Genomic DNA, 25,567 nt, shown 5'->3' on the forward strand with positions numbered 1-25,567 from the left:
CCATGGACATTCTGATTCCCGGCTTTGACATCCAGGGCGAGATTGGCGAAGGCGCCATGGCCAGCGTGTACCTGGCGACCCAGCGTTCGCTTGAGCGCAAGGTGGCGCTCAAGGTGATGGCCGCGGCGCTGGCCGCCGACCCGAGCTTCTGCGAGCGCTTCTTGCGCGAGGGCAAGACCCTGGCGCGGCTGTCGCACCCGCACACCGTGACCATCCACGACATCGGCAATGTCGGCGAGCTGTACTACATGGCCATGGAGTACCTGCCCAACGGCACCCTGAAAGAGCGCATCGCCGCCGGGCTGACCCCGGAGCAGGGTCTGACCTACATCCGCCAGATCGCCTCGGCCCTGGGTTATGCCCACGCCCAGGGGCTGGTGCACCGTGATGTGAAGCCGGCCAACATCCTGTTCCGCGCCGATGGCACGGCGGTGCTCTCGGACTTCGGCATTGCCAAGTCGCTGGACGACCGCACCCAGTTCACCCAGGCCGGTTTTGCCGTGGGCACGCCGAGCTACATGAGCCCGGAGCAGGCCCGGGGCCAGGACATCGACGGTCGCGCCGACCTCTATGCCCTGGGCGTGGTGCTGTACGAGATTCTCGTCGGCGAGTTGCCGTACAACGGCACCGACGCCCTGTCCACGGCCCTGGCCCACCTCACCGAGCCGCTGCCGGAGCTGCCGCTGCACCACGGGCGCTACCAGCACATCCTGCGCAAGCTCCTGGCCAAGGACCCGGCGGAACGCTACCCGGACGCGGCGGCCTTGCTGGCGGCCCTGGACAACCTGCCGCCGGAGACGGCCGATGTGGAGGCGACGCTGATCCAGCCGTTGCCGCTGCCACCCCAGGCTGCGCCCCAGCCTGTAACTCAGCCTGTACTTCAGGGCAACGACCTGGCCGGGCTGACCCCGGTGTCGATCGAGATTCCGCAACAGGCGCCGCGCCGCGAGCCGCCCGAGGAGCCACCGGCGCCGCCGCGCACCGCCAATCTGCCGCCCGCCGGCAGTGGCGCTTCCGAACAGCGGCGCGGCCCGGTGCTGGCCCTGGCCGGGGTTGCCGTGGCGGTGGCCCTGGCCGTGGCGGGTGCGGGGTACTGGTGGTTGTCCGGCGACAGCCCGGCGCCGGTGCCCAAGACCGCTGCGACGGCCGGCACCCCGCCTGCGGTGGTGGCGCCGCCGGTGGAGCAGGCGCTGGCGGCGGATGTCGATGGCGGCCAGCGGCCGTTGTTGATGCCGGGCAAGAAGACCCTGTTCCAGCGGGTGCTGAGCAAGCCGGGGGCGAGTTTTTCCAGCGCCCCGGGGGCCACGCCGGACAAGCCGGTGCCGGCGTTCTCGGTGCTCTATGTGTACCAGCGCAAGAACCTCGACGGCCGCTCCTGGCTGCGCCTGGGCGCCGCCAGTGACGGCCGCAGCGCCGGCTGGTTGCCGGCCGAGCAGGTCAGCGACTGGAAGCAGAGCCTGGTGCTGAAATTCACCGAGCGTTCTGGCCGCGCGCCGGTGATGTTCGTGCGTCAGGCCAGCGAGCTGGAGCGCCTGCTGGCGGACCCGGCAGCGGCCAAGAACCTGCTGCTCAGGGCGCAGAAGAATCCCCAGGACGAGCAGCAGGTGCTGGCCCTGGAACCCAATGCCAGCGCGGTGCCCCAGGAGCAGTTCTACCTGCTGCCGATCTTCGATTCCAAGGAAAGCTTCGACGAGAACGGCCAGCCGGTGCAGTTGCTCAACGTCGCCTCGATCGATCCGGGCAACAGCCCGCAGAGCATCAGCGACAGCAGCGGCAAGCCGTTGCCGGCGAACAGCCCGCCGGCCGCCGCCGATGCCTTCCGCACCGCGGTGGTGCTGGTGGTGGACACCTCGGTGTCGATGCAGCCGTACATCGATCAGGTGCGCGACGTGGTGCACGAGCTGCAGAGCAAGATCGCCGAGCGCGGCGAGCTGGACAGCGTCAGCTTCGGCCTGGTGGGCTTTCGCAACAACACCAGCAAGACCCCGGGCCTGGAGTACGTGACCAAGACCCTGGTGACCCTGGACCAGGGCCGCGACCCGCAGCGCTTCCAGGAGCTGGTGAGCCAGGTCAAGGCCACCAACGTCTCCAGCCACTCGTTCAACGAAGACGCCTTCGCCGGCGTGATGCAGGCGGTGGAAGGCATGGACTGGAAGGGCTATGGCGGTCGCCTGATCCTGCTGGTCAGCGATGCCGGGGCCCTGCGCAAGAACGATCCCTACAGCCGTACCCAGATGAACGAGGCGGAAGTGCGCCAGGCGGCGCTGGGCAAGCAGATCAAGATCTACGCCCTGCACCTGCGCACCGATGCCGGCAAGAAGAACCACGCCCAGGCGGAAACCCAGTACCGGGTGCTGACCGCCGACGCCAACCCGAAGATCGGCGACCTGTACATTCCGGTGCCCGGCGGCGATGTGCGCAAGTTCGGCGAGCGGGTCGACGAGATCGGCACGGTGTTCGCCGACTTGGTGCATCAGGTGCGCAGCAACCAGCACCAGGAAGTCCCGCTGCTGGCGGCGGCGCCGAGTATCGCGCAGAAATCGGCAGCCATCGGCTACGCCATGCACATGGATTTTCTCGGTCGTAAATCCGCGAGTCAGGCGCCGCAGCTGGTCAGCGCCTGGACCGCCGACCGCGACCTGACCAACCCGGCGCTGCCGGCGTTCCAGGTCTGCGTGATGCTCACCAAGTTGCAGCTCAACGACTTGCAGCAGTCGCTGAAACTGATCGTCGATGCGGCGCGCAAGACCCAGACCTCGCCCAAGGATTTCTTTCAGGAAATCGCCAGCGCCAGCGCCTACATGAGCCGCGACCCCTCGGCCCTGCGCAAGGGCGGCAACCTGGCCGACGGCGGCGTGCTCGGCGAATACCTGGAAGGCCTGCCGTACCGCAGCAAGTCGCTGAACATGACCCAGGACCTGTGGCTGTCGTTGAGCGTGGCCGAGCAGGAAGATTTCATCGACGAGCTGGATTCGAAGATCCGCCTCTACGAAACCTTCCACAACGACCTGGCCAACTGGGTGCGCTTCGGCGATGCCGAGCCGGGTGATGCCCTGTACCGCGTTCCGTTGTCGACGCTGCCGTGATGCTCGATCTGGCGCAGGTACGCAAGAGCCGCGGCGAGGGTCGCCAACGCTACAGCCTGGAGATCCCCCGGCTGCAACTGCGCGCGGGCGACCAGCTGGCGGTGGTCGGCCCCAGCGGCTGCGGCAAGAGCACGCTGCTCGATCTGCTGGCGCTGGTGCTGGCGCCGGATTCGGCGGCGCGTTTTGAATTCGCCCCGGCCAAAGACCCCATCGACATCCTCGGGATCTGGCGCGACGCGGGCCACAGTGCCCTGGCGCAATTGCGCAGCCGGCACCTGGGCTATGTGCTGCAGACCGGCGGCCTGCTGGGCTTTCTCGACGTGCGCGGGAATATCGGCCTGCCGCGCAAACTGTTGGGGCTGGCCGACGACGGCATTCCCCGGCGCCTGGCCGAGCGCCTGGAGATCGCCGATCAACTGCACAAGAAGCCCGCCGCCCTGTCGGTGGGCCAGCGCCAGCGGGTCAGTTGCGCCCGAGCCCTGGCCCACGGCCCGCAGGTGTTGCTGGCGGATGAGCCGACGGCGGCTTTGGACCCCTTGAACGCGCAAAGAGTGATGCAACTGCTGGTGCAGCAATCCCGCGATCAGGGGGTGTGCTGCGTGATCGCCACCCACGATGAGGTGCTGGCCCGGGCCAACGGTTTGCAGGTGCGGCGCATTGCTTGCCGGCGCGATGCCGACGGCGGGGTCACCGCGACCCTGGGGGAGGCCTGCTGATGCGTGCCTCTCTGACCGCGGCACTGGCCTGGCAGGACTACCGCGCCGACGCCTGGCTGTCGGCCTGTTCGGTGCTGGCCCTGGTGGCGGTGATCGCGCCGCTGCTGGTGCTGTTCGGGCTCAAGTTCGGGCTGGTCACCAGCCTCACCGAGCGCCTGGAACAGGACCCGGCGGTGCGCGAGATCATTCCCCTGGGCGGCGGACGCTTCAGCGCCCAGTTCATTGCCGAGCTGGGCCAGCGCCCGGACGTGGCCTTCGCCTTGCCGCGCACCCGGCAGATTGCCGCCACCGCAGACCTGTCCCGGGGCACCGGGGATATCGGCCTGACCGTGGAGATGGTGCCGACCGCCGTGGGCGACCCGTTGCTCGGGCGCTTGTCCACCCCCCGGAGCATGAACGGCGTGCTGCTCAGCCGCACCGCCGCCGAGAAGCTCGGGGTGCGGCCGGGGGACTGGCTGCAGGCGAGCTTTGGCCGGCAGGTGGCGGGGCGCAGCGAGGTGCAGCGGACCCGGGTCCAGGTGGAAGGCATCCTGCCCCTGGAAGCCTTTGCCCGGGACGCGCTGTTCGCTCCGCTGGCGTTGCTGGAGGCCGCCGAGGATTACCGCGACGGTCGCGCCGTGGCAGCCCTGGGCTGGCTCGGCGAGGCCCAGGCCGCCTCCGCGCAGCGGGTCTACCCGGCGTTTCGCCTGTATGCCCGCGATCTGGATGACGTCGAGCCGCTGCGGCTGTATTTCGCCGAGCGCGGCCTGCTGGTGGCGACCCAGGCGCAGACCATCGCCCAGGTGCAGTCCTTGAGCCGCAACCTGTCCATCGTGTTCTGGGTGATCGCCGGGCTGGCCCTGGCCGGCGCCTTCGCGGCGATCTTCGCCGGGGCCCTGGCGGCGGTGGAGCGCAAGCGCCGGGAGTTGTCGGTGCTGCGCCTGCTGGGGTTTTCCACCGGCGCGCTGTTGCTGTTCGTGGTGGCCCAGGCGCTGTACAGCGCCGGGTTTGCCGCGCTGTTGAGTGGCGCCCTGTATGGCCTGGCCCAGGCCGGGCTGAATCATTTGTTCATGCAGGTGCCCGGCGAGTACGCCAGCCACCTGCTGCCGGCCCATTACGGGCTGGCCCTGTTGGCGACGCTGGGCGTCAGCACCCTGGCCGCCGCGCTGGGCGGCTGGCGGGTGTCGCGCATTGAAGCCTGTGAAGGAATTCGCGATGTATAAGTTGATCAGCACCGTGCTGGCCATGACCCTGGCCGGGGCCGTGTGGGCCGAAGAACCGGCGAACAAGATGGACAACCCCAAGCCGTTGCCCGACGACGTCAGCCTGCCCTTGCCCTGTGACGGCGAGATGGTGTTCCGCTACGTCTACGTGCTGGCCCAGGGCACCCTGGACGACCGCGAGGTCAACCTCGGCTACCCCTTCAGCGAAGGTGAAAGCGGCTATCAGCAGTCGTTCATTTCCGGCTATCGCCGGGACTACATCAACGGTCAGTTCACCCTCAAGGACCTGCCTTCGGCCTGGGGCAAGACCATCGGCCCGGCCTTGCCGAAAACCGGCAACGGGGTGCCCCTCAAGCCGATGCTGTATTTCATCGGCAAGTACGAGGTCACCGCCCGCCAGTACGCTCAGGTCATGGCTCAGGCCCAGTCCCTGGCCAGCGGCGAGCCGGCCCCGGCCTGCGAGGCGCCGGACGGCCTGCAGGGGCGCCTGCCCAAGGTCAAGCTGTCGCGTTTCGAGGCCGAGCGCTTCGCCGCGGTCTACAGCGCCTGGCTGATGAAGCATCACCGTGACCTGCTGCCGGTCAGCGGCCGTGGCAGTTCCTCCGACGACGGCGGCCTGGGTTTTGTGCGCCTGCCCACCGAGGTGGAGTGGGAGTACGCGGCCCGTGGCGGTCAGGCGGTGAGTCGCCAGGAGCTGGAAGGGCGGCTGTTCCCGCGGCGGGTCGAGGGCAGCGAGGAAGACGGCCCGCTGGCGGATTGGGCGGTGTTCAACCAGGTGGCCGGCGGCACCGGTCAGGCGGCGCGCTTGATGCCGATCGGCACCAAGCTGCCCAACCCCATCGGCCTGTTCGACGTGATCGGCAACGCCGCCGAGATGGTCCAGGAATCCTTCCAGCTGGTGCGCGCCGGGCGCCGCCAGGGCACCTACGGCGGCTTCGTGGTCAAGGGCGGCAATTACCTGGAAGGCGAGGGCACGCTGTTCACCGGGATGCGTCGCGAGTACCCGCTGTTCGGCGCCGACGGCACTGAGCAGAGCAACGAAACCACGGGCTTTCGGGTGGCCATCGGCGCCTTGTCGGCCCCGCGTTCGCGCTACAAGGAACTGTTCGCCCAGTGGCAGAAGGAGGGCCGCCTGGCGTCCCTGACCGATGCCATCGATGAGGCCCAGGACCCCACCAAGCGCCTGGACGCAATCATTGCCGCCAGTGTCGATCCGCGCCTGCAGGCGGAGCTGGGGCTGGTCAACGAAGAGCTCAAGCGCAACGTCTCGCTGATCGCCCAGCAGCGCGAGGAAGCGGCCGGCAACCTGATCCAGTCGTCGGCCTTGGTGGCCGAGACCATCAATAACTACAACATCCGCCTGACCAACCTGAAGAAGAGCCAGCAGCAGGCCATCGATGCCAAGGACGAACCCAGCGCCAAGCTGTTCGCCGAAGCCATCGACAACGGCCGCAGCGCGCTGGACGGGGCGGTGGCGATCTACATCGACAACCTGGCCACGGGCACCCGTTACACCGACGCGGTGATCCAGGCGCAATTTCAACGGATCAAGGAAGAGCTCAATCGCAAGCCGGTGCTCGGCAAGAGCCTGGTGACGCGCGCTACGTTATTCGTCCGCCATGTCGGGGATTATCGCCAGCAACGGCGAGCCGACCCGGCGACGATTTTGAAGGAACTGCTCGCATCGACCGGTCAGAAGTCATGACCGGCCGTTGTCTGTCGAGCCTGGAGGAGCTCGGGCGACCTGGTGTCGCGCCGAGTAGGTCAACACTAATCGAGATCATCAACATGCTTTTTTCCCGCAAGCCATTTGCTTCAACATCCAAGCGTCACCTGCTGTTGGTTGCCGCCGGGTTCAGCACCGTATTGACCGGTTGCGCGACCTCTCCGGTGTCCAAGGTCGCCTCGACCACCAAGGTCGAGTACTACCCGAGCTGCTACGAGCCGGTGCAGCACCTGCGCGCCACCGATTCGGACATGACCAAGTCGGTGGTGACCGGCGCCGCCCTGGGCGCCGCTGGCGGTGCCTTGCTCGGTGCCCTGACCGGTGACGGCGACCACCGTGGCCGCAACGCCGCCATCGGCGCCGCAGGCGGTGCCCTGGCCGGTGGCGCCGCCGGTTACTACACCGAGCGCCAGAAACAGATCGCCGACGACAATCAGCGCATCGCGTCCTACGCCACCGACGTCAACAAGAGCGCGGCCGACATCGACCGCAGCACGGCCTACGCCCGTGCCTCGCAAACCTGCTACCAGCGTGCCTTCGACAGCCTGATCAGCGCGCGCAAGGCCAACAGCATCAATGACGTGGAAGGGCGCAAGCGCCTGGCGGAAATCGTCAGCGGCCTGAAAGAGTCCAACGACCTGATCGCCGCGGTGAACGGCCGGGCCAGCGAAGACCTGAACAAGTACAACCAGGCCTACGAGCAGGATCTGCAACAGGTGGGCGTGCAGCGTACCGACGTGGTGAAAGTCGCCACCGCCGATACCACTCCGGTGACCACCACCAGCGGTGGCAAGAAGAAGCAGCCGGTGCAGAAGGTCAAGCAACCCAAGCTGCCGACGGTGCCAGCGGAAGCGGTGAGCACCGAGAAGTCGATCCAGCAGGCCAAGACCAAGCAGGCCGAGAGCAGCAAAGTCGCCAGCACAGGCCAGACCCAGGTCAACAGCATGTGCAAGAACCCGGACCTGGGTGACTGGGCACCGGTGCCTTGCCCTAACGTCTGAGTCAGTGATTGTCTGACAAGATGTCGCGATAAGCGTTGAACGCCAGTCGATCTCCGAGTAATTGGCCAGATCGACTGGCGCTCTTCGGGTTACAGGTTAAACTGCGCCGGCCACCTAACAATTCCACTGAGGCGCCGTGCATGAAATTTCGTTTTCTTCTCTGGATGCTTGGCCTGTTGATGGGCAAGGCCAGCCGCAACAATCCCGCTTTCCAGCAACAGTTGGGCGACAAGGAGCTGGTGTTCCAGCTGCAGACCCTCGACGGCAAGGTTGCTCGACATTTCTTCGTCAAGGACCAGCGCATTACCAGTCGTTCGGGGTTCTACCCGGAGCCTGCGTTCGCCATTGCCTTCAAGGACGCCGCCTACGGCTTCGCCACGATGCAGGCGAAGAACAAACAGTTGGCGTTCATGACCGGGATTCAGGACAAGTCGATTCAGATCAAGGGCAACCCGGCGCTGGTGATCTGGTTCCAGGGCCTGACCAAGTATTTGAAACCGAAAAAGGCCAAGCCCAAGGCTTGAGGGTGGGGCTTCGCCGGCGAGCCGGCTCCTACAAGTCGGGTGTAGGAGCCGGCTTGCCGGCGAATGGGCTCAGGCCTGGCTGAACTGCGAAGCCAGTTCGCGCAGCAGCACTTCTGCTTCCAGTACCTTGCTCACCACGTCTTCGGCCTTGTCGCGGCTCAGGCCCAGGCGCTCGAACAGGGCGTCGGGGATCTCTTCGTGGGGGCCGGAGCCGATGCCCCGGCTGCGCAGCAGGCGCACCGCCAGGCACACCAGGTTGGGGTACTCGGCGAAGGCGCCGTCGTAGCTCGGGTCGTGCTGGAAGCGCAGGGCGGTGGACAGCTCGTCCGGCATGTCCCAGTAGCGCATCAGCCAGGAGCCGATCTGTTCGCGGCTGATGCCCAGCAGGTGCTGCTCTACGTAGCTGTGGCACAGGTGCGGGTTGACCTCCAGGTGCCGGCAGATCAGCGAGAAGTGCGGCGGGAACACGTGGGCCAGCAGCAGGTAGCCGAAGTTGTGCAGCAGGCCGGCGAGGTAGGTCAGGCCGGCTTCCGGACGCTGGGCGCGAGGCATGGCGCGGGTCAGGCCCTCGATCACCGCCGCGGTGTAGATTGATTGCTGCCAGTAGGGCGTGGCCTGTTGCGGCTGGTCCTTGGGCAGGCTCAGGGTCTTGCCCAGGGCCAGGCCCAGCGCCAGGTTGATCACCAGATCGAAGCCCAGCACGCGGACGATGGCGTCTTCCACCGAGCGGATCTTGCCCGGCGAGGCGTAGTAGGGCGAGGCCGCCCAGCTCACGACCTGCGCGGCCAGGGCCGGGTCGGTTTCCACCACGCCGGTGATGTCGTCGATGGTGGCGTTGGGGTCGACCCGTAGCTTGATGATCTTCTGCGCGGTTTCCGCCAGCGGCGGGATCTCGATGGTGGCTTCCAGGCGCTGCTGGATGCGCCGCGCGGTGAAGGCCTGCATGGCCTGGGTGATTTCCTCGCGGTCATCGTCCGGGCGGTCGAGGTTGGGGCGGATGCTGCTCAGGGGCTCGCCGAAATGCCCGGCGCTGGCCTTGTTGAGCATGCTCTTGAAGGCTTCGTTGGTGATTTCCAGGAGCACCCCGGGTTCGCCGGAATTGATCAGCAGGCTGGGTTCGCGCAGCAGGCTTTCTTCGTACAGGCACGGCGAGCTGGTGAGCGCCGGCAGGCCGGGCAACAGGCTCAGGCTGTGCTTGCCGAGCATGCGCTCCAGGCGTTCGGTGGACACTGCGGTGAGACGGCGGCCGGTGAGTTCGGCGAGGCGGTTGAGGTCCAGTAGCTGGCTCTGCGGGAACAGCACCATCAGCGCGCCGACGGCGTCGTCCAGCAGCACCGCCTGGACCTTGCGCGCAGCCGGCAGACCCGGCTGGTCGAGCACTTCGTTGTAGCTGATGGCCAGCTTGCCGAGCAGCAACCGGATAACAGACGGAGCGTGTGGGGTTGCAATGTCGAGGGCAACTTCTGTCATGGTCTGGTATCCGTTTTTCTACAATTTGTCGAGTATAACCAGCTTGGTTATGGCGAGGGTTCACTAACTGAGTGGTGGTTCACACTTGGCCGTATTGCTGGCCATGGCGCAGCCAGCGTTCCAGCAACGGGCTGACGTGATCCGGCCAGCGTTCCAGCAATGCCTGGGCGGCATCGCGTACCGCGGGCAGCAGATCGGCGTCGCGCATCAGGTCGGCGACCTTGAACTGCAAGAGGCCGGTCTGGCGGGTGCCGAGCATTTCCCCGGGGCCGCGCAGTTCCAGATCCTTCTCGGCGATGACGAAACCGTCGTTGGTTTCTCGCATGATGCCCAGGCGCTGCCGCCCGATCTGTGAAAGCGGCGGATGGTAGAGCAGCACGCAGTGGCTGGCGGCGCTGCCGCGCCCTACCCGGCCGCGCAGCTGGTGCAACTGAGCCAGGCCCAGGCGTTCCGGGTTCTCGATGATCATCAGGCTGGCATTGGGCACGTCGACCCCGACCTCGATCACCGTGGTGGCCACCAGCAGTTGCAGGTGGCCGGCCTTGAACTCGGCCATCACCGCGGCTTTCTCCGCCGGTTTCATGCGGCCGTGGATCAGTCCCACGCGCAGTTCGCCCAGGGCGCTGGAGAGGTCTTCGAAGGTGGTTTCGGCGGCCTGGCAGGTGAGCTCTTCGGATTCTTCGATCAGGGTGCAGACCCAGTAGGCCTGGCGCCCTTCGGCGCAGGCGGCGCGCACTCGCTCGATCACTTCGACACGGCGGCTGTCGGTGACCAGCACGGTGTTGACCGGGGTCCGGCCGGGGGGCAGTTCGTCGAGGATCGAGGTGTCCAGGTCGGCGTAGGCGCTCATCGCCAGGGTTCGCGGAATCGGCGTGGCGGTCATGATCAGCTGGTGCGGGCAGAGGCGGCCGCCGACGCCTTTCTGGCGCAGGGCCAGGCGCTGCTGGACGCCGAAGCGGTGCTGTTCGTCGATGATCACCAGGGCCAGGTTCTTGAACTGCACCTCGTCCTGGAACAGGGCATGGGTGCCCACCACCATCGGCGCGCCGCCGGCGATCTGTTCCAGGGCCGCTGCGCGGTTCTTGCCCTTGAGCTTGCCCGCCAGCCAGGCGACTTCCAGGCCCAGGGGTTCGAGCCAGCGCTTGAAGGTGATGAAGTGCTGCTCGGCGAGGATCTCGGTGGGCGCCATCAGCGCCACCTGGTAACCGGCTTCCAGGGCCTGCAGGGCGGCGAGGGCGGCGACCACGGTCTTGCCGGCGCCGACGTCACCCTGGATCAGCCGCAGCATGGGCTCCGGCTGGCTCAGGTCGTAGGCGATCTCGTTGCCCACGCGCTGTTGCGCGCCGGTGGGGGCGAAGCCGAGGTTCTTCAGGTACTGGGCCGGCAGCTTCTTGGCCACGGGCAGCACCGGGGCGCGCTGGGAGCGCAGGCTGTCGCGCAGGCGTTGCTGGGACAGCTGATGGGTCAGCAGCTCCTCGAACGCCAGGCGGTGCTGGGCCCAGTGGTGACCCAGGGCCAGTTCGTCGACATCGGCGTCCGCCGGCGGGTGATGCAGGTAGCGGATCGCATCGTCCAGGGGCGCCAGCTGGTAGTCCCGGGCCAGTTCCTCCGGCAGCCAGTCCGGCAGGCTGCGCGGGCCGAGCAGGGCCAGGCTCTGCTGGCAGAGCAGGCGCAGGCGCTGCTGGGTCAGGCCCTCGGTCAGCGGGTAGATGGGGGTCAGGGTCTGGTCCACCGGCGGCGGTTCGTCGCCACTGATGGCGCGGTATTCCGGGTGGTAGATCTCCAGGCCCGAGGCGCCGGGCCGGGCTTCGCCGTAGCAGCGCACGCGGGTGCCGCGTTTCAGGCCGTCCTTCTGCGCGTTGCTGAAATGGTAGAAGCGCAGGCTCAGGCCGCCGGTGCCGTCCTGCAGGCGCACCAGCAGGCTGCGGCGCTTGCCCATGACCACATCGGCGCCGCTGACGGTGCCCTCGATCACCGCATCCTGGCCCGGGCGCAGGGCGCCGATCGGCACCACGCGGGTGCGGTCCTGGTAGCGCAGGGGCAGGTGGAACAGCACGTCCTGAAGGTTTTCCAGGCCGACCTTGGCCAGCTTCTCGGCCATGGCTTCGCCGACGCCCTTGAGTGCCGTGACCGGCACTTTCGACAGCTCAGTCATTGCGCTTGCTTAGCTCGCGGCGGGCGGCTTGGCCACCGAGCACAGGCGGATCGAGTCGGCGAGGATCTCGATGGCCTTGGGCCGCGGGAAGCTGGCGCGCCAGGCGATGGCTACGGTGCGGAACGGCACCGGCGGGGTCAGGGGACGGACTTCGATCACCCCAGGGGCGTAGTGGTGGCTGTCCACCGCCGACAGCGGCAGGATCGAGATGCCCAGGCCGGAGGCGACCATGTGGCGGATGGTTTCCAGGGAGCTGGATTCCACGGTGGTGTGCTTGGCGCCGTCGTTGCCCTTGGTCAGGGTCGGGCAGGCCTCCAGCACCTGGTCGCGGAAGCAGTGGCCTTCGCCCAGCAGCAACAGGCTCTTGTCGTTGAGCAGGTTGGCGTCGATGGTTTCCTTCTTGGTCCAGGAGTGGCCGCTGGGCATCAGCACGTAGAAGGGCTCGTCGTACAGCGGCAGGGTCAGGACATCGGCTTCGTTGAACGGCAGGGCGATGATGATCGCGTCCAGCTCGCCATTGCGCAGCTTGTCGCGCAGTACGTGGGTGAAGTTCTCTTCGATATACAGCGGCATCTGCGGCGCAACCCGGTGCAGCTGGGGAATCAGGTGCGGGAACAGGTAGGGGCCGACGGTATAGATGGCGCCCACCTTGAGCGGCGCGGTCAGCTGGTTCTTGCCGGCCTGGGCCAGTTCGCGAATGCCCTGGGCCTGTTCCAGGACCTTTTGTGCCTGGGCGACGATGGTTTCGCCGACCGGGGTCAGGCGCACCGCGCTCTTGCTGCGCTCGAAAATCAGCACACCGAGTTCGTCTTCAAGCTTTTTCACGCCGACCGAGAGGGTCGGCTGGCTGACATGGCAACGCTCGGCGGCGTGGCCGAAGTGCTGCTCTTGGGCGAGGGTGACGATGTAGCGTAATTCTGTGAGGGTCATAGCGGGCGTCCATGAGGTTGCGGCCAAGCATAACGGCTGCAATCGATAGACGCACGTTATCAGACGGAGGGTGGAATGCGACACCCGCCAATGCCTGCTTCGGGCTGGGCAAACACCAAGGGCACCTTTGCAGGTGCCCTTGGCGGGGTATCAGCGGCGACCGCGGCTTCTGTCGATTTCGTAGTTGAAGGGCGCGGTGACTTCCACGGTGCCATTGGTGAGCATATCGGCCGGCGGTTTGGGCAGTGGCTGGGCGCGGCGGATCATGTCCAGGGTGGCCCGGTCCAGATCCGCATTGCCCGAGCGGCTGGTCAGCTCGTAGGACAGCACCTTGCCTTCGGCATCAACCACGAAGTGCAGGGAGTTGGTGCCTTCCTTGCCTCGACGTTGAGCCTCGCTCGGATAGCGCTTGTGCTTGGCCAGATGCGCCTGCACCAGTCCCTGCCAGTTGGCCTTGGCGGCGGCCTGGGCCGGTGACGGACCAGCGGTCGCGGGGGCGGGCTGCTGGGACGGGGAGGGCGTGACCGGGGCGTCGCTGGGCTTTTCCTCGGAAGGCTTTTCCTTGGGCGGCTCGGGCTTGACCACGGGCTTTGGCGGCTGTGGCTTGGGCTTTGGCTTGGCCGGCTTGGGCACCGAAATGGTTGGTTTCGGCGCTTCGGCGAGCTTGGGCAGCGGCAGTTCTTCCACCGGCGCAGGCGGTTGTGGCGTAGGCACCACTTTCGGTGGTGCCGGTGGAGGCGGCACAGGGGCAGGCGCCAGTTCCACCACCATGGCCTGGGGCGGAATGGGTATTGGTTGTGGCTTGGACCAGTTGAGGGCGAGGAGGATCGCCAGCGCATGGACGCCCAGCACCACCGCCAGGCTACCGCTGTAACGCGTCAGTCTTTGGCGCGTCGTGATCATTTCTTGGCTGCCGTCTCAAGTCCGACCAGGCCGACTTTCAGGTAGCCGGCGGCCCGCAGGTTGTCCATGACGCTCATCAGATCGCCGTAGTTCACGCCCTTGTCGGCCTGGAAGAAGATGGTCGTGTCCTTCTTGCCGTGAGTGCGAGCGTCGAGGATGGCGCCCAGGGCTTCGGCCTTGACTTCCTCTTCGCCGATGAACAGGCGCTGGTCGGCCTTGACGCTGAGGAACACTGGTTTTTCCGGGCGCGGCGCCGGTTTGGCGCTGGAGGCGGGCAGGTCGACCTTGATGTCCACGGTGGCCAGCGGGGCGGCCACCATGAAGATGATGAGCAATACCAGCATCACGTCGATGAACGGCGTGACGTTGATTTCGTGGTTTTCGGCCAGGTCGTCGCCTGCGCCTTCTTTCAAATGCAAGCCCATGGCTGATTACCCCACTTTCACCATGTGCGGTTGTGTGGAGCGCTCGACTGGCTGGTGGTCCAGGTCGCGGCTGACCAGCAGCAGGACTTCTGCCGAGGCGTCGGCCACCTGGGCGCGATAGCCGGTGATGGAGCGAGCGAAGACGTTGTAGATCACCACCGCCGGGATCGCGGCAACCAGGCCCAGGGCGGTTGCCAGCAGGGCTTCGGCGATGCCCGGGGCAACCACGGCAAGGTTGGTGGTCTGGGTTTTGGCGATGCCGATGAAGCTGTTCATGATGCCCCACACGGTGCCGAACAGGCCGACGAAGGGCGCGGTGGAACCGATGGTGGCGAGCACCCCGGTGCCGCTGCTCATGTTGCGGCCGCAGGCCGCCACCAGGCGCTCCAGGCGGAAGCTGACCCGTTCCTTGATGCCTTCCTTCTCACGGCTGTTGGCCGACAGGCGCATTTCTTCCAGGGCGTCGTGGACCAGCAGGTGGGCGAGGGTGCCCTCCTTGGCGGCGGAGGCGCTGGCTTCTTTGAGGGTGGTGGCCTTTTTCAGGGCGGCGATTTCACTGCGCAGGCGACGCTTGGCGCCCAGCAGTTCGAAGCCTTTGGCGATCCAGATGGTCCAGGTGATGATCGAGGCGATGGCCAGGCCGATCATCACCAGTTTCACGATGATGTCGGCGTTCTGGTACATGCCCCAGGGCGACAGGTCGTGGGCCATGCCCAGGCTGTTGTCGGCTTCGAGGACTTCGGGGGTGTCTTGGCCCGCTGCCGGAAGGCCTTCGGCCTGGGCCGGGTCGGCGGCTGGCGCGGTGGTCAGGGGGGCTGCCGGCTCGGTCTGGGGGTGTTCGGCGGTCGGAGCGCTGGCGGCGGGCGCGGTGGCCGGGGCGTGCTGGTCGGCGAAGGCTGCGGTCGGAGCCAGCAGCAGGCTGCACAGCAGCGCAGCAACCGCGCTTACGGCGCGCAGTGGGCTTGGGCGTTTGGTTGGCGAGGCGGAGAGTGGATTGCTTGTCATGCTGGCCGGACCTGAGAAGAGGAAAGGGTTAAATGTCCTTCTAGGCCTCGCTGGGCCGAGAACAAATGGGCGGTTATTATTGCAATTAATTCTTGTTAACAAAAGTAATACAGTAACTATTTTTCCTCGATTGCTAGCCGTTCATCCAAAGCCGAGGCTAGTCTTGGTCTTTCTGAAAGGAGTTTTCTGATGTCCTCCCCCTCTGTTTTGATCGCCGGTTGCGGTGATGTCGGGAGTCGCCTGGCGACTCAACTGCTGGCTGAGCAATGGCGGGTTTATGGCTTGCGCCGCACGGTGTCGCGCCTGCCTCAGGGAGTGATTGGCGTCGCCGGTGACCTGTTCAGCGAGCAATGCCCGAAGGACTGGCCGCAGGCGCCCCTGGATTATCTGGTGTACTGCGCGGCGGCCACCGAGCATGACGAGGCGGGGTATCGCGCAGCCTATGTCGAGGGCCTGCAGCATGTGCTGAGCTGGCTCAAGCAGCATGGCCAGCAGCCCAAGCGTCTGTTGTTCGTGTCCAGCAGCAGTGTCTACCAGCAGCAGGGCGGCGAATGGGTCGATGAGCATTCGCCGGCCCTGGCCACTGGCTACTCAGGCCGTTTGATGCTGGAAGCCGAGCAGGTGGCCTTGAACAGTGGGCTGCCTGCAACGCGGGTGCGCCTCACCGGCATCTACGGACCGGGCCGTGAATGGCTGCTGACCCAGGTGCGTCGCGGGTATCGGGTGGCGATTGATCCGCCGTTGTATGGCAATCGCATTCATGCCGACGATGCGGCGGGCCTGCTGGCGTTCCTGCTTGAGGCGGATCGTCGCGGCGAGGCGTTGGAGGATTGCTATATAGGGGTCGATGACGCGCCTGCGCCCCTGGCGGAGGTGGTCGACTGGCTGCGTGAATACCTGGGGGTGACCGAGTGGGCGGACGATGCCAGCGTGCGTCGCACCGGCAGCAAGCGCTGCAGCAATGCCCGCGCCCGGGCGTTGGGCTGGGTGCCGCGTTACCTGAGTTATCGCCAGGGGTATGCGGCGATTCTTGAGGGGCAAGGCTGAGTCGGGTCGTAGCCGCTGCGGTTGGCAGCGGCTACCTCCGGGTCACTGCTTTTGCAGCAGCCATTGCTGGTTGCCCGGCACCAGCGACGGCACTTCATCCGCCAATGCGCTGTTCACTGCCTGGAAAATCTCCAGTTGCTGGTCCTTGCGCACGAAGATCCAGGAATTGCCCTGGCCGTTGAGCTGCAACCAGATGCTGTCGTTGCCGCCGCTCATGGAGGCGCAGTCGCCCGCCAGGCACAGGGCATAGCGATCGGCCCCCGGCAAACCTTGCACGGCGCCGTTGGCCTGGAACTGGACTTCGTTGCCCAGTCCCGGGCCGCTGACGATTTTCCACGTGCCGCCCAGGTAGGCCGAGTACAGCGCGCGCTCGAAGTTGGCGCCCAGTGGCGCGCCTTCAGGTGCCGGGTCCTTGGGCGGGACGAACACCTGTTCGGGTTCGTTGTCGTTGGCCACTTGCAGCAATTGCTTGCCGTTGCGTTTCAGCTCCGTGGCGGCGCTGCCATAGAACTCGACTTTTGCAGTATTCGAGCCGTCGCTGACGATCTTGCCTTCGATGGTCTCGAAGCCATTGGTGTAACGGGCCTGGCCTGCCTTGGTGTTGAGTTCCCATTCCAGGTTCGGGCCGTAAGCCTGGAGGGCTTCACGCAAAGGGCCGCCCTTGGAGGCTGCGTCGATCGCTACCTGATTGATCCAGATGCCGCCGACATCGTTTTTGGCGGGGTCGCTGGCACAACCGCCGAGCAATACGGCGAGCAGCGAAACAGCTAGCGCTTGGCGCATGACGAAATCCTTTCAGAACGAAAACGGCGCAGCCTGAAGTGCTGCGCCGCGGGTGTTACTCGATGACCAGAATGGCATCCATTTCAACCTGTGCGCCCTTGGGCAGGGCGGCCACGCCAATGGCGGCGCGGGCTGGGTAAGGCTGCTGGAAGTACTTGCCCATGATCTCGTTGACCTTGGCGAAGTGGCTCAGGTCGGTGAGGAAGATGTTCAGCTTGACGATGTCCTTGAACGAACCGCCAGCGGCCTCGGCTACCGACTTGAGGTTCTCGAAGACCTGGACGGTCTGGGCTTCGAAGCCTTCCACCAGTTCCATGGTTTTTGGATCGAGGGGAATCTGGCCCGACATGTAGACGGTGTTGCCCGCCTTGATGGCCTGGGAGTAGGTGCCGATGGCGGCCGGGGCCTTTTCGCTGGTGATAACGGTCTTGGTCATGAATGACTCCTTGTAATGGACGGGCTACGCGCGCATGCGGGTGATGCGGATGACCCCGGTCAGGGCGCGCAGTTTCTTGATCACGCGGGCCAGGTGCACGCGGTCGTGCACGCTGACCACCAGTTGGACCACGCTGATGCGACCATCGCGTTCGTCCATGCTGATTTTCTCGATGTTGCCGTCGGCGGCGTTGACGCTGCTGGCCAGCAGCGCGATCAGGCCGCGCTGGTGTTCCAGCTCGACGCGCAGTTCGACGTTGAATTCGCCGGTGACATCCTTGGCCCAGGACAGCTGGATGCATTTTTCCGGGTTGTGGCGGATTTCGCTGATATTGCGGCAGTTGTCCAGGTGCACCACCATCCCTTTGCCAGCGGACAGGTGGCCGACGATCGGATCGCCCGGGATCGGCGTGCAGCACTTGGCGTAGCTCAGCACCAGGCCTTCGGTGCCGCGGATCGCCAGCGGGCCTTCCGGGCTTGGCAACTGTTCGCCTTCGCCCAGCAGGCGGCGGGCCACGACGTAGGCCATGCGGTTGCCCAGGCCGATGTCTTCCAGCAGGTCTTCGATCAGTTCCAGGCGGTATTCCTGGAGAATCGCCTGGACACGTTCCGCCGGGATTTTTTCCAGCGAGCTGTCGAAACCGTTGAGCACCTTGTTCAGCAGGCGTTCGCCGAGGCTGATGGACTCGGAGCGGCGCTGCAGCTTGAGGGCGTGACGAATATGGGTGCGGGCCTTGCCGGTGACCACGAAGTTGAGCCAGGCCGGATTTGGGCGTGCCCCTGGGGCGCTGACGATTTCCACGGTGGAGCCGCTTTGCAGGGGTTCCGACAGCGGGGCCAGGCGGCGGTTGATCCGGCAGGCGATGCAGCTGTTGCCCACGTCGGTGTGTACCGCGTAGGCGAAGTCCACCGCTGTGGAGCCTTTGGGCAGCTCCATGATCCGGCCTTTGGGCGTGAACACGTAGACCTCGTCCGGGAACAGGTCGATCTTTACGCTTTCGATGAACTCCAGGGAGTTGCCGGCGCGCTGCTGCATCTCCAGGACGCCCTTGACCCATTGGCGGGCGCGGGCATGGGTGCCTTTGGGCTGTTCGTCGCCACTGGATTTGTACAGCCAGTGGGCGGCGATGCCGTTGTTGGCCATTTCTTCCATTTCCCGGGTACGGATCTGGATCTCGATCGGTACGCCGTGCATGCCGAACAGCGTGGTGTGCAGCGACTGATAGCCGTTGGCCTTGGGAATGGCGATGTAGTCCTTGAAGCGTCCCGGCAGTGGTTTGTACAAATTATGTACAGCGCCGAGCACGCGATAGCAGGTGTCTACCTTGTCGACGATGATGCGGAACGCATAGACGTCCATGATCTCGTTGAAGGCGCGACGCTTGCCGCGCATCTTCTTGTAGATACCGTACAGGTGCTTCTGGCGACCGCTGACCTCGCCCTGGATGCCGTCGATGGCCAGGCAGTGGCTGAGGGATTCTTCGATCTTGTTGACGATTTCCTTGCGATTGCCCCGGGCGCGCTTGACCGCCTGGTAGATCCGCGCGGAACGCATCGGGTGCATCGCCTTGAAGCCCAGGTCTTCGAATTCGATGCGGATGCTGTGCATGCCCAGGCGATTGGCGATGGGGGCGTAGATCTCCAGGGTTTCCTTGGCGATCCGCCGGCGCTTCTCGCCGGAGAGCACTTCCAGGGTGCGCATGTTGTGCAGGCGGTCAGCCAGCTTGACCAGGATCACGCGAATATCGCGAGCCATGGCCATGGCCATCTTCTGGAAGTTTTCCGCTTGGGCTTCGGCCTTGGTCTCGAAGTTCATCTGGGTCAGTTTGCTGACCCCGTCGACCAGTTCGGCCACGGTTTCGCCAAACTGCGCGCTGAGCGCTTCCTTGGCGATGCCGGTGTCTTCGATCACGTCATGCAGCATCGCGGCCATCAGGCTCTGATGGTCCATGTGCATGTCGGCAAGAATGTTCGCTACCGCGAGTGGGTGCGTGACGTACGCCTCGCCGCTGCGACGGCGCTGACCGTCATGGGCTTGTTCGGCGTAGAAATACGCTCGGCGGACCAGATTGACCTGGTCCGTGCCGAGATAGGTCGATAAGCGATCGGCGAGGGCGTCTATGCTCGGCATGATGTCTCCTGCCGTAAGCTGTGATCCCGCGCCGTGCTACGTCGACCAGGCATAGGCTCAGACTGCCTCGTTGGACTCGTCCTCGAAAGCAGCAAAAAGCGGCTCGTCTTCAACGATTTCGGCTTCGGCGATAGCTGCATAGTCGATCAGGCCTTCAGCGATTTCGCGCAGAGCGACAACGGTAGGCTTGTCGTTTTCCCATGCTACTTTCGGCTCTTTGCCGCCGGTTGCCAGTTGACGGGCACGCTTGGTAGAGAGCATGACCAGCTCAAAGCGGTTATCCACGTGTTCTAGACAGTCTTCAACGGTTACGCGGGCCATGGTCTTCCTCGTAGCAAATGCAATATGCGCGCTGCCCGGATGGGCGAGCGGACTCAACAGTTTAAAAAATCACCAGCGTTTAGGGAAGCGCTGTTTTTTTGACCAAGCTCTTCAACGCGCTGCAAGCGCCAATGTAAAGCGCTTGCAGCGGTTTTGGGAAGTGCTGTTTTAGCCCAGCAGTTCGGCCAGCAACTTGCCGAAACGCTGCTGCTGACGTTTCTGTTGCAGTTGATTGGAGCGGAAAATGGCCTTCAGATCGTCCAGCGCGTGGGCGAAATCGTCGTTGATGATCAGGTAGTCGTAGTCGACGTAATGGCTCATTTCGCTGACGGCTTCACGCATCCGCCCTTCGATGATCTCGTCGCTGTCTTGCCCGCGATTGGTCAGGCGCTGGTGCAAGGCCTGCAAGGATGGCGGCAGGATGAAGATCGAGCGCGCCTGGGGCATCAGCTTGCGTACCTGCTCCGCGCCTTGCCAGTCGATTTCCAGGATCAGGTCGTGGCCTTCGTCCAGGGTCTGTTGCAGGTGGCTTTGCGAGGTGCCATAGAGGTTGCCGAAGACTTCGGCGCGCTCCAGAAAGTCGCCGTGCTCGATCATCTTCACGAATTCACTGCGTTCGACGAAGTGATAGTTCACGCCATTCACTTCACCCGGGCGCATGGCGCGGGTGGTGTGGGAGATCGAGACGCGGATCTCCGGGTTGGCGTCGGTCAGAGCCTTGACCAGGCTGCTTTTGCCTGCGCCCGATGGGGCGGAAATGATGTACAGGGTGCCGGTGCTGTGGGTCATGTCAGTTGCCTTACTCAATGTTCTGCACTTGTTCGCGCATCTGCTCGATCAACACCTTGAGGTTGACCGCAGCCTGGGTGCTGCGCGGGTCGAAGGCCTTGGAGCCCAGGGTGTTGGCTTCGCGGTTGAGCTCCTGCATCAGGAAGTCCAGGCGCCGACCGGCAGCGCCGCCGGACTTGAGCACCCGGCGTACTTCGGTGATGTGGGTGCTCAGGCGATCCAGTTCTTCGGCGACGTCGCTTTTCTGCGCCAGCAGGACCATCTCTTGCTCGAGGCGGGTCGGGTCCAGCTCGACCTGCATGTCGGCGAAACGGTCGAGGACTTTCTGGCGCTGGGTCGCGAGCATCTGCGGAACCAGCTCGCGCAGTGTCGCGACGTCTTCCTCCATGGATGACAGGCGCTCGTTGATCAGTCGGGCCAGCTCGGCGCCCTCGCGTTCGCGACCGCTCTTCAATTCTTTCAGGCCCTGGTTGAACAGGGCCAAGGCATCGCTGTTCAAGGCTTGCGGATCGCTGGCGTCGGCCACCAGCACGCCTGGCCAGGCCAGCACTTCCAGCGGGTTCAGGGCCGCCGGCTGCTTGATCAGGCCGGCAACCGTCTCGGCCGCTGCGACCAGCTGTGCTGCCCGCTCACGATCGACCTGCAATGGCTTGCCGGTGGTTTCCTCGGCGAAGCGCAGGGTGCATTCGACTTTGCCCCGGGACAAGCCCTGGCGCAGTGCTTCGCGGACTGCGCCTTCGAGATCGCGGAAGGCTTCCGGCAAGCGCAGGTGCGGCTCCAGGTAGCGGCTGTTGACCGAGCGCAACTCCCAGCTCAGGGTGCCCCGAGTTCCAGCCCGTTCGACCCGTGCGAAGGCGGTCATGCTATGCACCATGGAGGTACCTCCGATTCAGTGCCGACGCCAACCGCAAGCGGGCTGAGCAGGCCTGATAGATGAATTAAAGCCGGTAGGCGGCGAAGGCGCAGGATTGTAGCGCAGTGCGACAGGCGTCCCCAAACCCTGCTGCAGACAATGGGTCGCAGGTCGTCGCAACAGGATCAATCTGAGGCACAAATGCGCCTTTGGCCTTTTTAGGCGTGCCCTGGCGCGGTTGCGGGCTTTATAATGCCCGGCAGTTTTCCGTCCTCGTACAGGTATTCCCCTATGAAACGTCCAAGTGGTCGCGCTGCCGATCAGCTCCGCTCGATCCGCATTACCCGCAACTACACCAAACACGCCGAGGGATCTGTACTGGTCGAGTTCGGTGATACCAAAGTGATCTGCACGGTCAGTGTCGAGAATGGTGTGCCGCGCTTCCTCAAGGGCCAGGGTCAAGGCTGGTTGACGGCCGAATACGGCATGCTGCCGCGGTCCACCGGCGAGCGTAACCAGCGTGAAGCCAGCCGTGGCAAGCAGGGCGGCCGCACCCTGGAGATCCAGCGCCTGATCGGTCGTTCCCTGCGCGCTGCGCTGGACATGTCCAAACTGGGCGACATCACCCTGTATGTCGATTGCGATGTGATCCAGGCTGATGGCGGCACCCGTACCGCATCGATCACTGGCGCGATGGTGGCTCTGGTCGACGCCTTGAAAGTGATCAAGAAGCGTGGCGGCCTGAAAGGCGGTGATCCGTTGAAGCAGATGATTGCCGCAGTATCGGTGGGTATGTATCAGGGTGAGCCGGTCCTGGACCTGGACTACCTGGAAGACTCGGCCGCTGAAACCGACCTCAATGTCGTCATGACCAGCACCGGTGGTTTCATCGAAGTGCAGGGCACCGCCGAAGGCGCGCCGTTCCAGCCGGCCGAACTGAACGCGATGCTGGCCCTGGCCCAGCAAGGCATGAACGAGATTTTCCAACTGCAGCAGGCGGCGCTCGCCGATTGATCGGCGCCGGTCTTCAGCAAGGAGAGCACCATGAGTGATGAGCAACTGCCACAACCTGCGCCGAGCCATGAAGTCCGGCAATGGGCGATGTTTTGTCACCTGTCCGCCTTGCTGGGGATCTGGGTTCCCTTCGGTACGCTGATCGGGCCGCTGATTCTCTGGCAGATGAAGCGCGAGACGGATCCCTTTATCGATGCCCAGGGCAAGGAAGCGCTGAACTTCCAGCTGACGGTCGCCATTGCGTCGGCAGTCTGCTTCCTGTTGATGATCGTGGTGATCGGTTTCTTTATGTTCGGCCTGCTGGCGATTGGCGCCTTGGTGCTGACCATCATCGGTGGGGTCAAGGCGGGTGAGGGCGTGCCGTATCGGTATCCTTTCACCTGGCGCCTGATCAAGTAGATCGAGCACGCACAAAAAAGCCGACAGCGATGTCGGCTTTTTTGTGGCTCTGAAAAGACGCTTAGATGGTCAGCGTCCAGTCATAGTCCACGATCAGTGGTGCGTGCTGCGAGAAGCGCGGCTGACGCGGCAGGCGAGCGCTACGGACAAAGCGGCGCAGGCCAGGAGTCAGCAGCTGGTAGTCAAAGCGCCAGCCCAGGTTGAGCATCTCGGCCTGTTCGTTGTCCGGCCACCAGCTGTACTGATCGCCTTCGCGGCTGACTTCGCGCAGTGCGTCGACATAGCCCATGTTGCCAATGATCTCGTCCATCCAGGCACGCTCGGGTGCCAGGAAGCCCGGAGATTGCTGGCTGTCACGCCAGTTCTTGATATCCAGCTTCTGTTGCGCCACGTACAGCGAGCCACAATAGATGTACTCGCGACGTTTGCGCCGCTGTTTATCCAGATAACGGGCGAAGTCGTCCATTAGCTTGAACTTCTGGTTCAAGTCTTCATCGCCGTTCTGCCCTGATGGAAGCAGCAAGGTCGCGATGCTGACCTTGTCGAAATCGGCTTGCAGGTAGCGCCCGTAACGATCGGCTGTCTCGAAGCCGAGGCCGCTGATGACCGCCTTCGGCTGCAACCGCGAATACAAAGCCACGCCGCCTTGGGCAGGGACTTCAGCATCGCAGGCATAAAGGAAGTAGCCATCCAGTTGGAAGGCTGGGTCATCCAGTTCAAAGGCAGAGGCGCGGGTGTCCTGCAGGCAGATGACGTCGGCATTCTGTGCCTGCAGCCAACTGAGCAAACCACGCTCCACTGCAGCCTGAATACCATTGACGTTCACACTGATGATCCGCATAAATGGCCCCAAAAATCACGTGCGTGTATGATACCCGAGCTCTACCTAATTAGCTAAATCCGTGGTATCTGGGGTTTTTTCATGCAGGCGTATCAGCGCGATTTCATTCGTTTTGCCATCGATCGCGGGGTTTTGCGCTTCGGTGAGTTCACCCTGAAGTCCGGGCGCACCAGTCCTTACTTCTTCAATGCCGGCCTGTTCAACAGCGGTTCGGCCCTGGCCCAGCTGGGGCGTTTCTATGCCGCGGCGATCGTCGAAAGCGGCATTGCCTTCGATGTGCTGTTTGGCCCGGCTTATAAAGGCATTCCTCTGGCAGCGGCTACAGCCGTTGCTCTGGCTGAGCATCATCAGCGCGATCTGCCTTGGTGCTTCAACCGCAAGGAAGCCAAGGCGCACGGCGAGGGCGGCAGCCTGGTGGGCGCGCCATTGACCGGCGACGTGCTGATCATTGATGACGTGATCACCGCAGGCACCGCCATTCGCGAGGTGATGCAGATCATCGAGTCCCAGGACGGCGCCAAGGCGGCCGGGGTGTTGATCGCCCTGAACCGTCAGGAGCGCGGCAACGGCGAGCTGTCGGCGATCCAGGAAGTCGAGCGTGACTTCGGTATTCCCGTAGTGAGCATCGTTTCCCTGACCCAGGTCCTGCAGTTCCTGGCAGACGACCCGGCGCTCAAGCAGCATCTGCCCGCAGTGGAAGCCTACCGCGCGCAATACGGTATCTGACACCGTAGGAGCCGGCTTGCCGGCGAAGAGGCCTTTGCGTCTTGAGTTGCCCGCGTAAGCGCCTTCGCTGGCAAGCCAGCTCTTACGCAAGCCGGCTCCCACAAAGATTGCGTCGATAAAAAAGCCCCCGCCCGGCATCCCGGACGGGGGCTTTTTTGTCGCTGGCGCTTAAGGGCGCTTGCGATTGCTGATCAGGGTGCCAACACCGGTATCGGTGAAGATCTCCAGCAGAATCGCGTTGGGCACGCGACCGTCGATGATCAGCGAGCTGCCGACGCCGCCTTGCACCGCTTCCAGGGCGCAGCGGATTTTCGGCAGCATGCCGCCGTAGATGGTGCCGTCGGCGATCAGTTCGTCGACCTGCTGGGTGCTCAGGCCCGTCAATACCTTGCCCGACTTGTCCATCAGGCCGGCAATGTTGGTCAGCAGCATCAGCTTCTCGGCTTTCAGCGCTTCGGCCACCTTGCCGGCAACCAGGTCGGCGTTGATGTTGTAGGACTCACCATTGGCGCCAACGCCAATCGGCGCAATCACCGGGATGAAATCGCCCTTGACCAGCAGATTCAGAAGATCGGTATTGATCCCGACCACTTCGCCCACATGGCCGATATCGATGATTTCCGGCGTGGTCATTTCCGGTGTCTTGCGGGTCACGGTGAGCTTTTTCGCACGGATCAGCTCGGCATCTTTACCGGTCAGACCGATGGCGCTGCCGCCATGCCGGTTGATCAGGTTGACGATGTCCTTGTTGACCTGACCGCCGAGGACCATCTCCACCACGTCCATGGTCTGCGCGTCGGTCACGCGCATGCCGTCGACGAAGTGGCTTTCAATCGACAGGCGCTTGAGCAGGTCGCCGATCTGCGGGCCGCCGCCGTGCACCACCACCGGGTTGATCCCGACAGCCTTCATCAGCACGATGTCGCGGGCGAAGCCGGTTTTCAGCTCCTCGCTCTCCATAGCGTTGCCGCCGTACTTGATCACCAGGGTCTTGCCGACATAGCGGCGGATGTAAGGCAGCGCTTCGGATAGGACCTTGGCGGTATTGGCGGCGGCATCGCGTTCGATGGTCATTCAGGGCTCCG

The 25,567-nt window shown here is 64.5% G+C and carries 24 protein-coding genes; 10 read left to right on the top strand and 14 right to left on the bottom strand.

What is annotated here, in order from left to right:
• Window positions 1-2 precede the first annotated feature (2 nt).
• The 6 genes from GGI48_RS15795 (at window position 3) to GGI48_RS15820 (ending at window position 8,255) form a co-directional block, all read left to right on the top strand.
• Window positions 3-3,086: a serine/threonine-protein kinase gene (locus tag GGI48_RS15795; RefSeq protein ID WP_179599100.1), complete on the top strand. Its 3,084-nt coding sequence runs from the start codon at window positions 3-5 to the stop codon at window positions 3,084-3,086.
• A complete protein-coding gene (locus tag GGI48_RS15800) occupies window positions 3,086-3,802 on the top strand; it encodes an ABC transporter ATP-binding protein (RefSeq protein WP_179599102.1) in 717 nt (238 codons plus the stop codon). Before GGI48_RS15795 ends, GGI48_RS15800 begins: the two co-directional genes overlap by 1 nt.
• Window positions 3,802-5,004 (top strand): ABC transporter permease, encoded by a 1,203-nt coding sequence (locus tag GGI48_RS15805; protein WP_103741883.1) that lies wholly within the window; start codon window positions 3,802-3,804, stop codon window positions 5,002-5,004. The genes GGI48_RS15800 and GGI48_RS15805 overlap by 1 nt, the downstream gene beginning before the upstream one ends.
• A 22-nt stretch (window positions 5,005-5,026) precedes the next feature.
• Entirely contained in the window at window positions 5,027-6,709 is a 1,683-nt protein-coding gene (locus GGI48_RS15810) for a formylglycine-generating enzyme family protein (protein WP_233172481.1), read from the top strand.
• 83 nt (window positions 6,710-6,792) lie between these two features.
• Window positions 6,793-7,731: a type VI secretion system-associated lipoprotein TagQ gene (gene tagQ / locus GGI48_RS15815; RefSeq protein ID WP_016963699.1), complete on the top strand. Its 939-nt coding sequence runs from the start codon at window positions 6,793-6,795 to the stop codon at window positions 7,729-7,731.
• Window positions 7,732-7,871: 140 nt separating this feature from the next.
• Window positions 7,872-8,255: a hypothetical protein gene (locus GGI48_RS15820; protein ID WP_042940722.1), complete on the top strand. Its 384-nt coding sequence runs from the start codon at window positions 7,872-7,874 to the stop codon at window positions 8,253-8,255.
• Between the two features lie 69 nt (window positions 8,256-8,324).
• On the opposite strand, the gene GGI48_RS15825 is transcribed toward GGI48_RS15820, so the two are convergent.
• From GGI48_RS15825 to exbB, 6 genes are all read right to left on the bottom strand, one after another.
• Window positions 8,325-9,725, bottom strand: a complete 1,401-nt coding sequence (locus GGI48_RS15825) for an aminoacyl-tRNA deacylase and HDOD domain-containing protein (protein WP_016963701.1) — start codon at window positions 9,723-9,725, stop codon at window positions 8,325-8,327.
• Window positions 9,726-9,804: 79 nt separating this feature from the next.
• Complete coding sequence (gene recG, locus GGI48_RS15830; protein ID WP_016963702.1) at window positions 9,805-11,880, bottom strand: ATP-dependent DNA helicase RecG; 2,076 nt, start codon at window positions 11,878-11,880, stop codon at window positions 9,805-9,807.
• Window positions 11,881-11,889: 9 nt separating this feature from the next.
• A complete protein-coding gene (locus GGI48_RS15835) occupies window positions 11,890-12,810 on the bottom strand; it encodes a hydrogen peroxide-inducible genes activator (protein ID WP_016963703.1) in 921 nt (306 codons plus the stop codon).
• A gap of 150 nt (window positions 12,811-12,960) precedes the next feature.
• Entirely contained in the window at window positions 12,961-13,713 is a 753-nt protein-coding gene (locus GGI48_RS15840; protein WP_016963704.1) for an energy transducer TonB, read from the bottom strand.
• Window positions 13,710-14,138: a TonB system transport protein ExbD gene (gene exbD, locus GGI48_RS15845; RefSeq protein ID WP_179599104.1), complete on the bottom strand. Its 429-nt coding sequence runs from the start codon at window positions 14,136-14,138 to the stop codon at window positions 13,710-13,712. The genes GGI48_RS15840 and exbD overlap by 4 nt, the downstream gene beginning before the upstream one ends.
• A gap of 6 nt (window positions 14,139-14,144) precedes the next feature.
• A complete protein-coding gene (gene exbB, locus GGI48_RS15850; protein WP_179599106.1) occupies window positions 14,145-15,143 on the bottom strand; it encodes a tonB-system energizer ExbB in 999 nt (332 codons plus the stop codon).
• A gap of 189 nt (window positions 15,144-15,332) precedes the next feature.
• On the opposite strand from exbB, the gene GGI48_RS15855 reads away from it, so the two are divergent.
• Window positions 15,333-16,190 (top strand): NAD-dependent epimerase/dehydratase family protein, encoded by an 858-nt coding sequence (locus GGI48_RS15855; RefSeq protein WP_047306622.1) that lies wholly within the window; start codon window positions 15,333-15,335, stop codon window positions 16,188-16,190.
• A gap of 42 nt (window positions 16,191-16,232) precedes the next feature.
• Here GGI48_RS15855 and GGI48_RS15860 read toward each other — a convergent pair whose 3' ends face one another.
• The 6 genes from GGI48_RS15860 to GGI48_RS15885 all read right to left on the bottom strand — a co-directional run bounded on the left by GGI48_RS15860 (window position 16,233) and on the right by GGI48_RS15885 (window position 21,523).
• Complete coding sequence (locus GGI48_RS15860; RefSeq protein ID WP_103741877.1) at window positions 16,233-16,973, bottom strand: hypothetical protein; 741 nt, start codon at window positions 16,971-16,973, stop codon at window positions 16,233-16,235.
• A 55-nt stretch (window positions 16,974-17,028) separates the two neighbouring features.
• Complete coding sequence (locus tag GGI48_RS15865) at window positions 17,029-17,409, bottom strand: RidA family protein (RefSeq protein ID WP_047306620.1); 381 nt, start codon at window positions 17,407-17,409, stop codon at window positions 17,029-17,031.
• 24 nt (window positions 17,410-17,433) lie between these two features.
• Entirely contained in the window at window positions 17,434-19,539 is a 2,106-nt protein-coding gene (spoT, locus tag GGI48_RS15870) for a bifunctional GTP diphosphokinase/guanosine-3',5'-bis pyrophosphate 3'-pyrophosphohydrolase (RefSeq protein ID WP_047306619.1), read from the bottom strand.
• Between the two features lie 57 nt (window positions 19,540-19,596).
• Entirely contained in the window at window positions 19,597-19,860 is a 264-nt protein-coding gene (gene rpoZ / locus GGI48_RS15875; RefSeq protein ID WP_007921129.1) for a DNA-directed RNA polymerase subunit omega, read from the bottom strand.
• Window positions 19,861-20,028: 168 nt separating this feature from the next.
• Complete coding sequence (gene gmk / locus GGI48_RS15880; RefSeq protein ID WP_016964147.1) at window positions 20,029-20,649, bottom strand: guanylate kinase; 621 nt, start codon at window positions 20,647-20,649, stop codon at window positions 20,029-20,031.
• A 10-nt stretch (window positions 20,650-20,659) separates the two neighbouring features.
• Window positions 20,660-21,523 carry a YicC/YloC family endoribonuclease gene (locus GGI48_RS15885; RefSeq protein WP_016964146.1) on the bottom strand — a complete coding sequence of 288 codons (864 nt, stop codon included), beginning with the start codon at window positions 21,521-21,523 and terminating at the stop codon, window positions 20,660-20,662.
• A gap of 270 nt (window positions 21,524-21,793) precedes the next feature.
• Between GGI48_RS15885 and rph the strand changes: the two genes are divergently transcribed.
• Both rph and GGI48_RS15895 read left to right on the top strand, forming a co-directional pair.
• Entirely contained in the window at window positions 21,794-22,516 is a 723-nt protein-coding gene (gene rph / locus GGI48_RS15890; protein WP_016964145.1) for a ribonuclease PH, read from the top strand.
• Window positions 22,517-22,546: 30 nt separating this feature from the next.
• A complete protein-coding gene (locus tag GGI48_RS15895) occupies window positions 22,547-22,915 on the top strand; it encodes a DUF4870 domain-containing protein (RefSeq protein WP_016964144.1) in 369 nt (122 codons plus the stop codon).
• A 61-nt stretch (window positions 22,916-22,976) separates the two neighbouring features.
• Here GGI48_RS15895 and GGI48_RS15900 read toward each other — a convergent pair whose 3' ends face one another.
• Window positions 22,977-23,756 (bottom strand): exodeoxyribonuclease III, encoded by a 780-nt coding sequence (locus GGI48_RS15900; protein WP_011064227.1) that lies wholly within the window; start codon window positions 23,754-23,756, stop codon window positions 22,977-22,979.
• A gap of 81 nt (window positions 23,757-23,837) precedes the next feature.
• Between GGI48_RS15900 and pyrE the strand changes: the two genes are divergently transcribed.
• Entirely contained in the window at window positions 23,838-24,482 is a 645-nt protein-coding gene (gene pyrE / locus GGI48_RS15905; RefSeq protein WP_103741875.1) for an orotate phosphoribosyltransferase, read from the top strand.
• Between the two features lie 168 nt (window positions 24,483-24,650).
• On the opposite strand, the gene argB is transcribed toward pyrE, so the two are convergent.
• The gene (argB, locus tag GGI48_RS15910; RefSeq protein WP_016967157.1) at window positions 24,651-25,556 is read right to left on the bottom strand and encodes an acetylglutamate kinase; all 906 of its coding nucleotides are present in this window, start codon (window positions 25,554-25,556) and stop codon (window positions 24,651-24,653) included.
• Window positions 25,557-25,567 lie beyond the last annotated feature (11 nt).

This window comes from Pseudomonas protegens (genome assembly GCF_013407925.2).
In the GTDB taxonomy this organism is placed as follows: domain Bacteria; phylum Pseudomonadota; class Gammaproteobacteria; order Pseudomonadales; family Pseudomonadaceae; genus Aquipseudomonas; species Aquipseudomonas fluorescens_AP.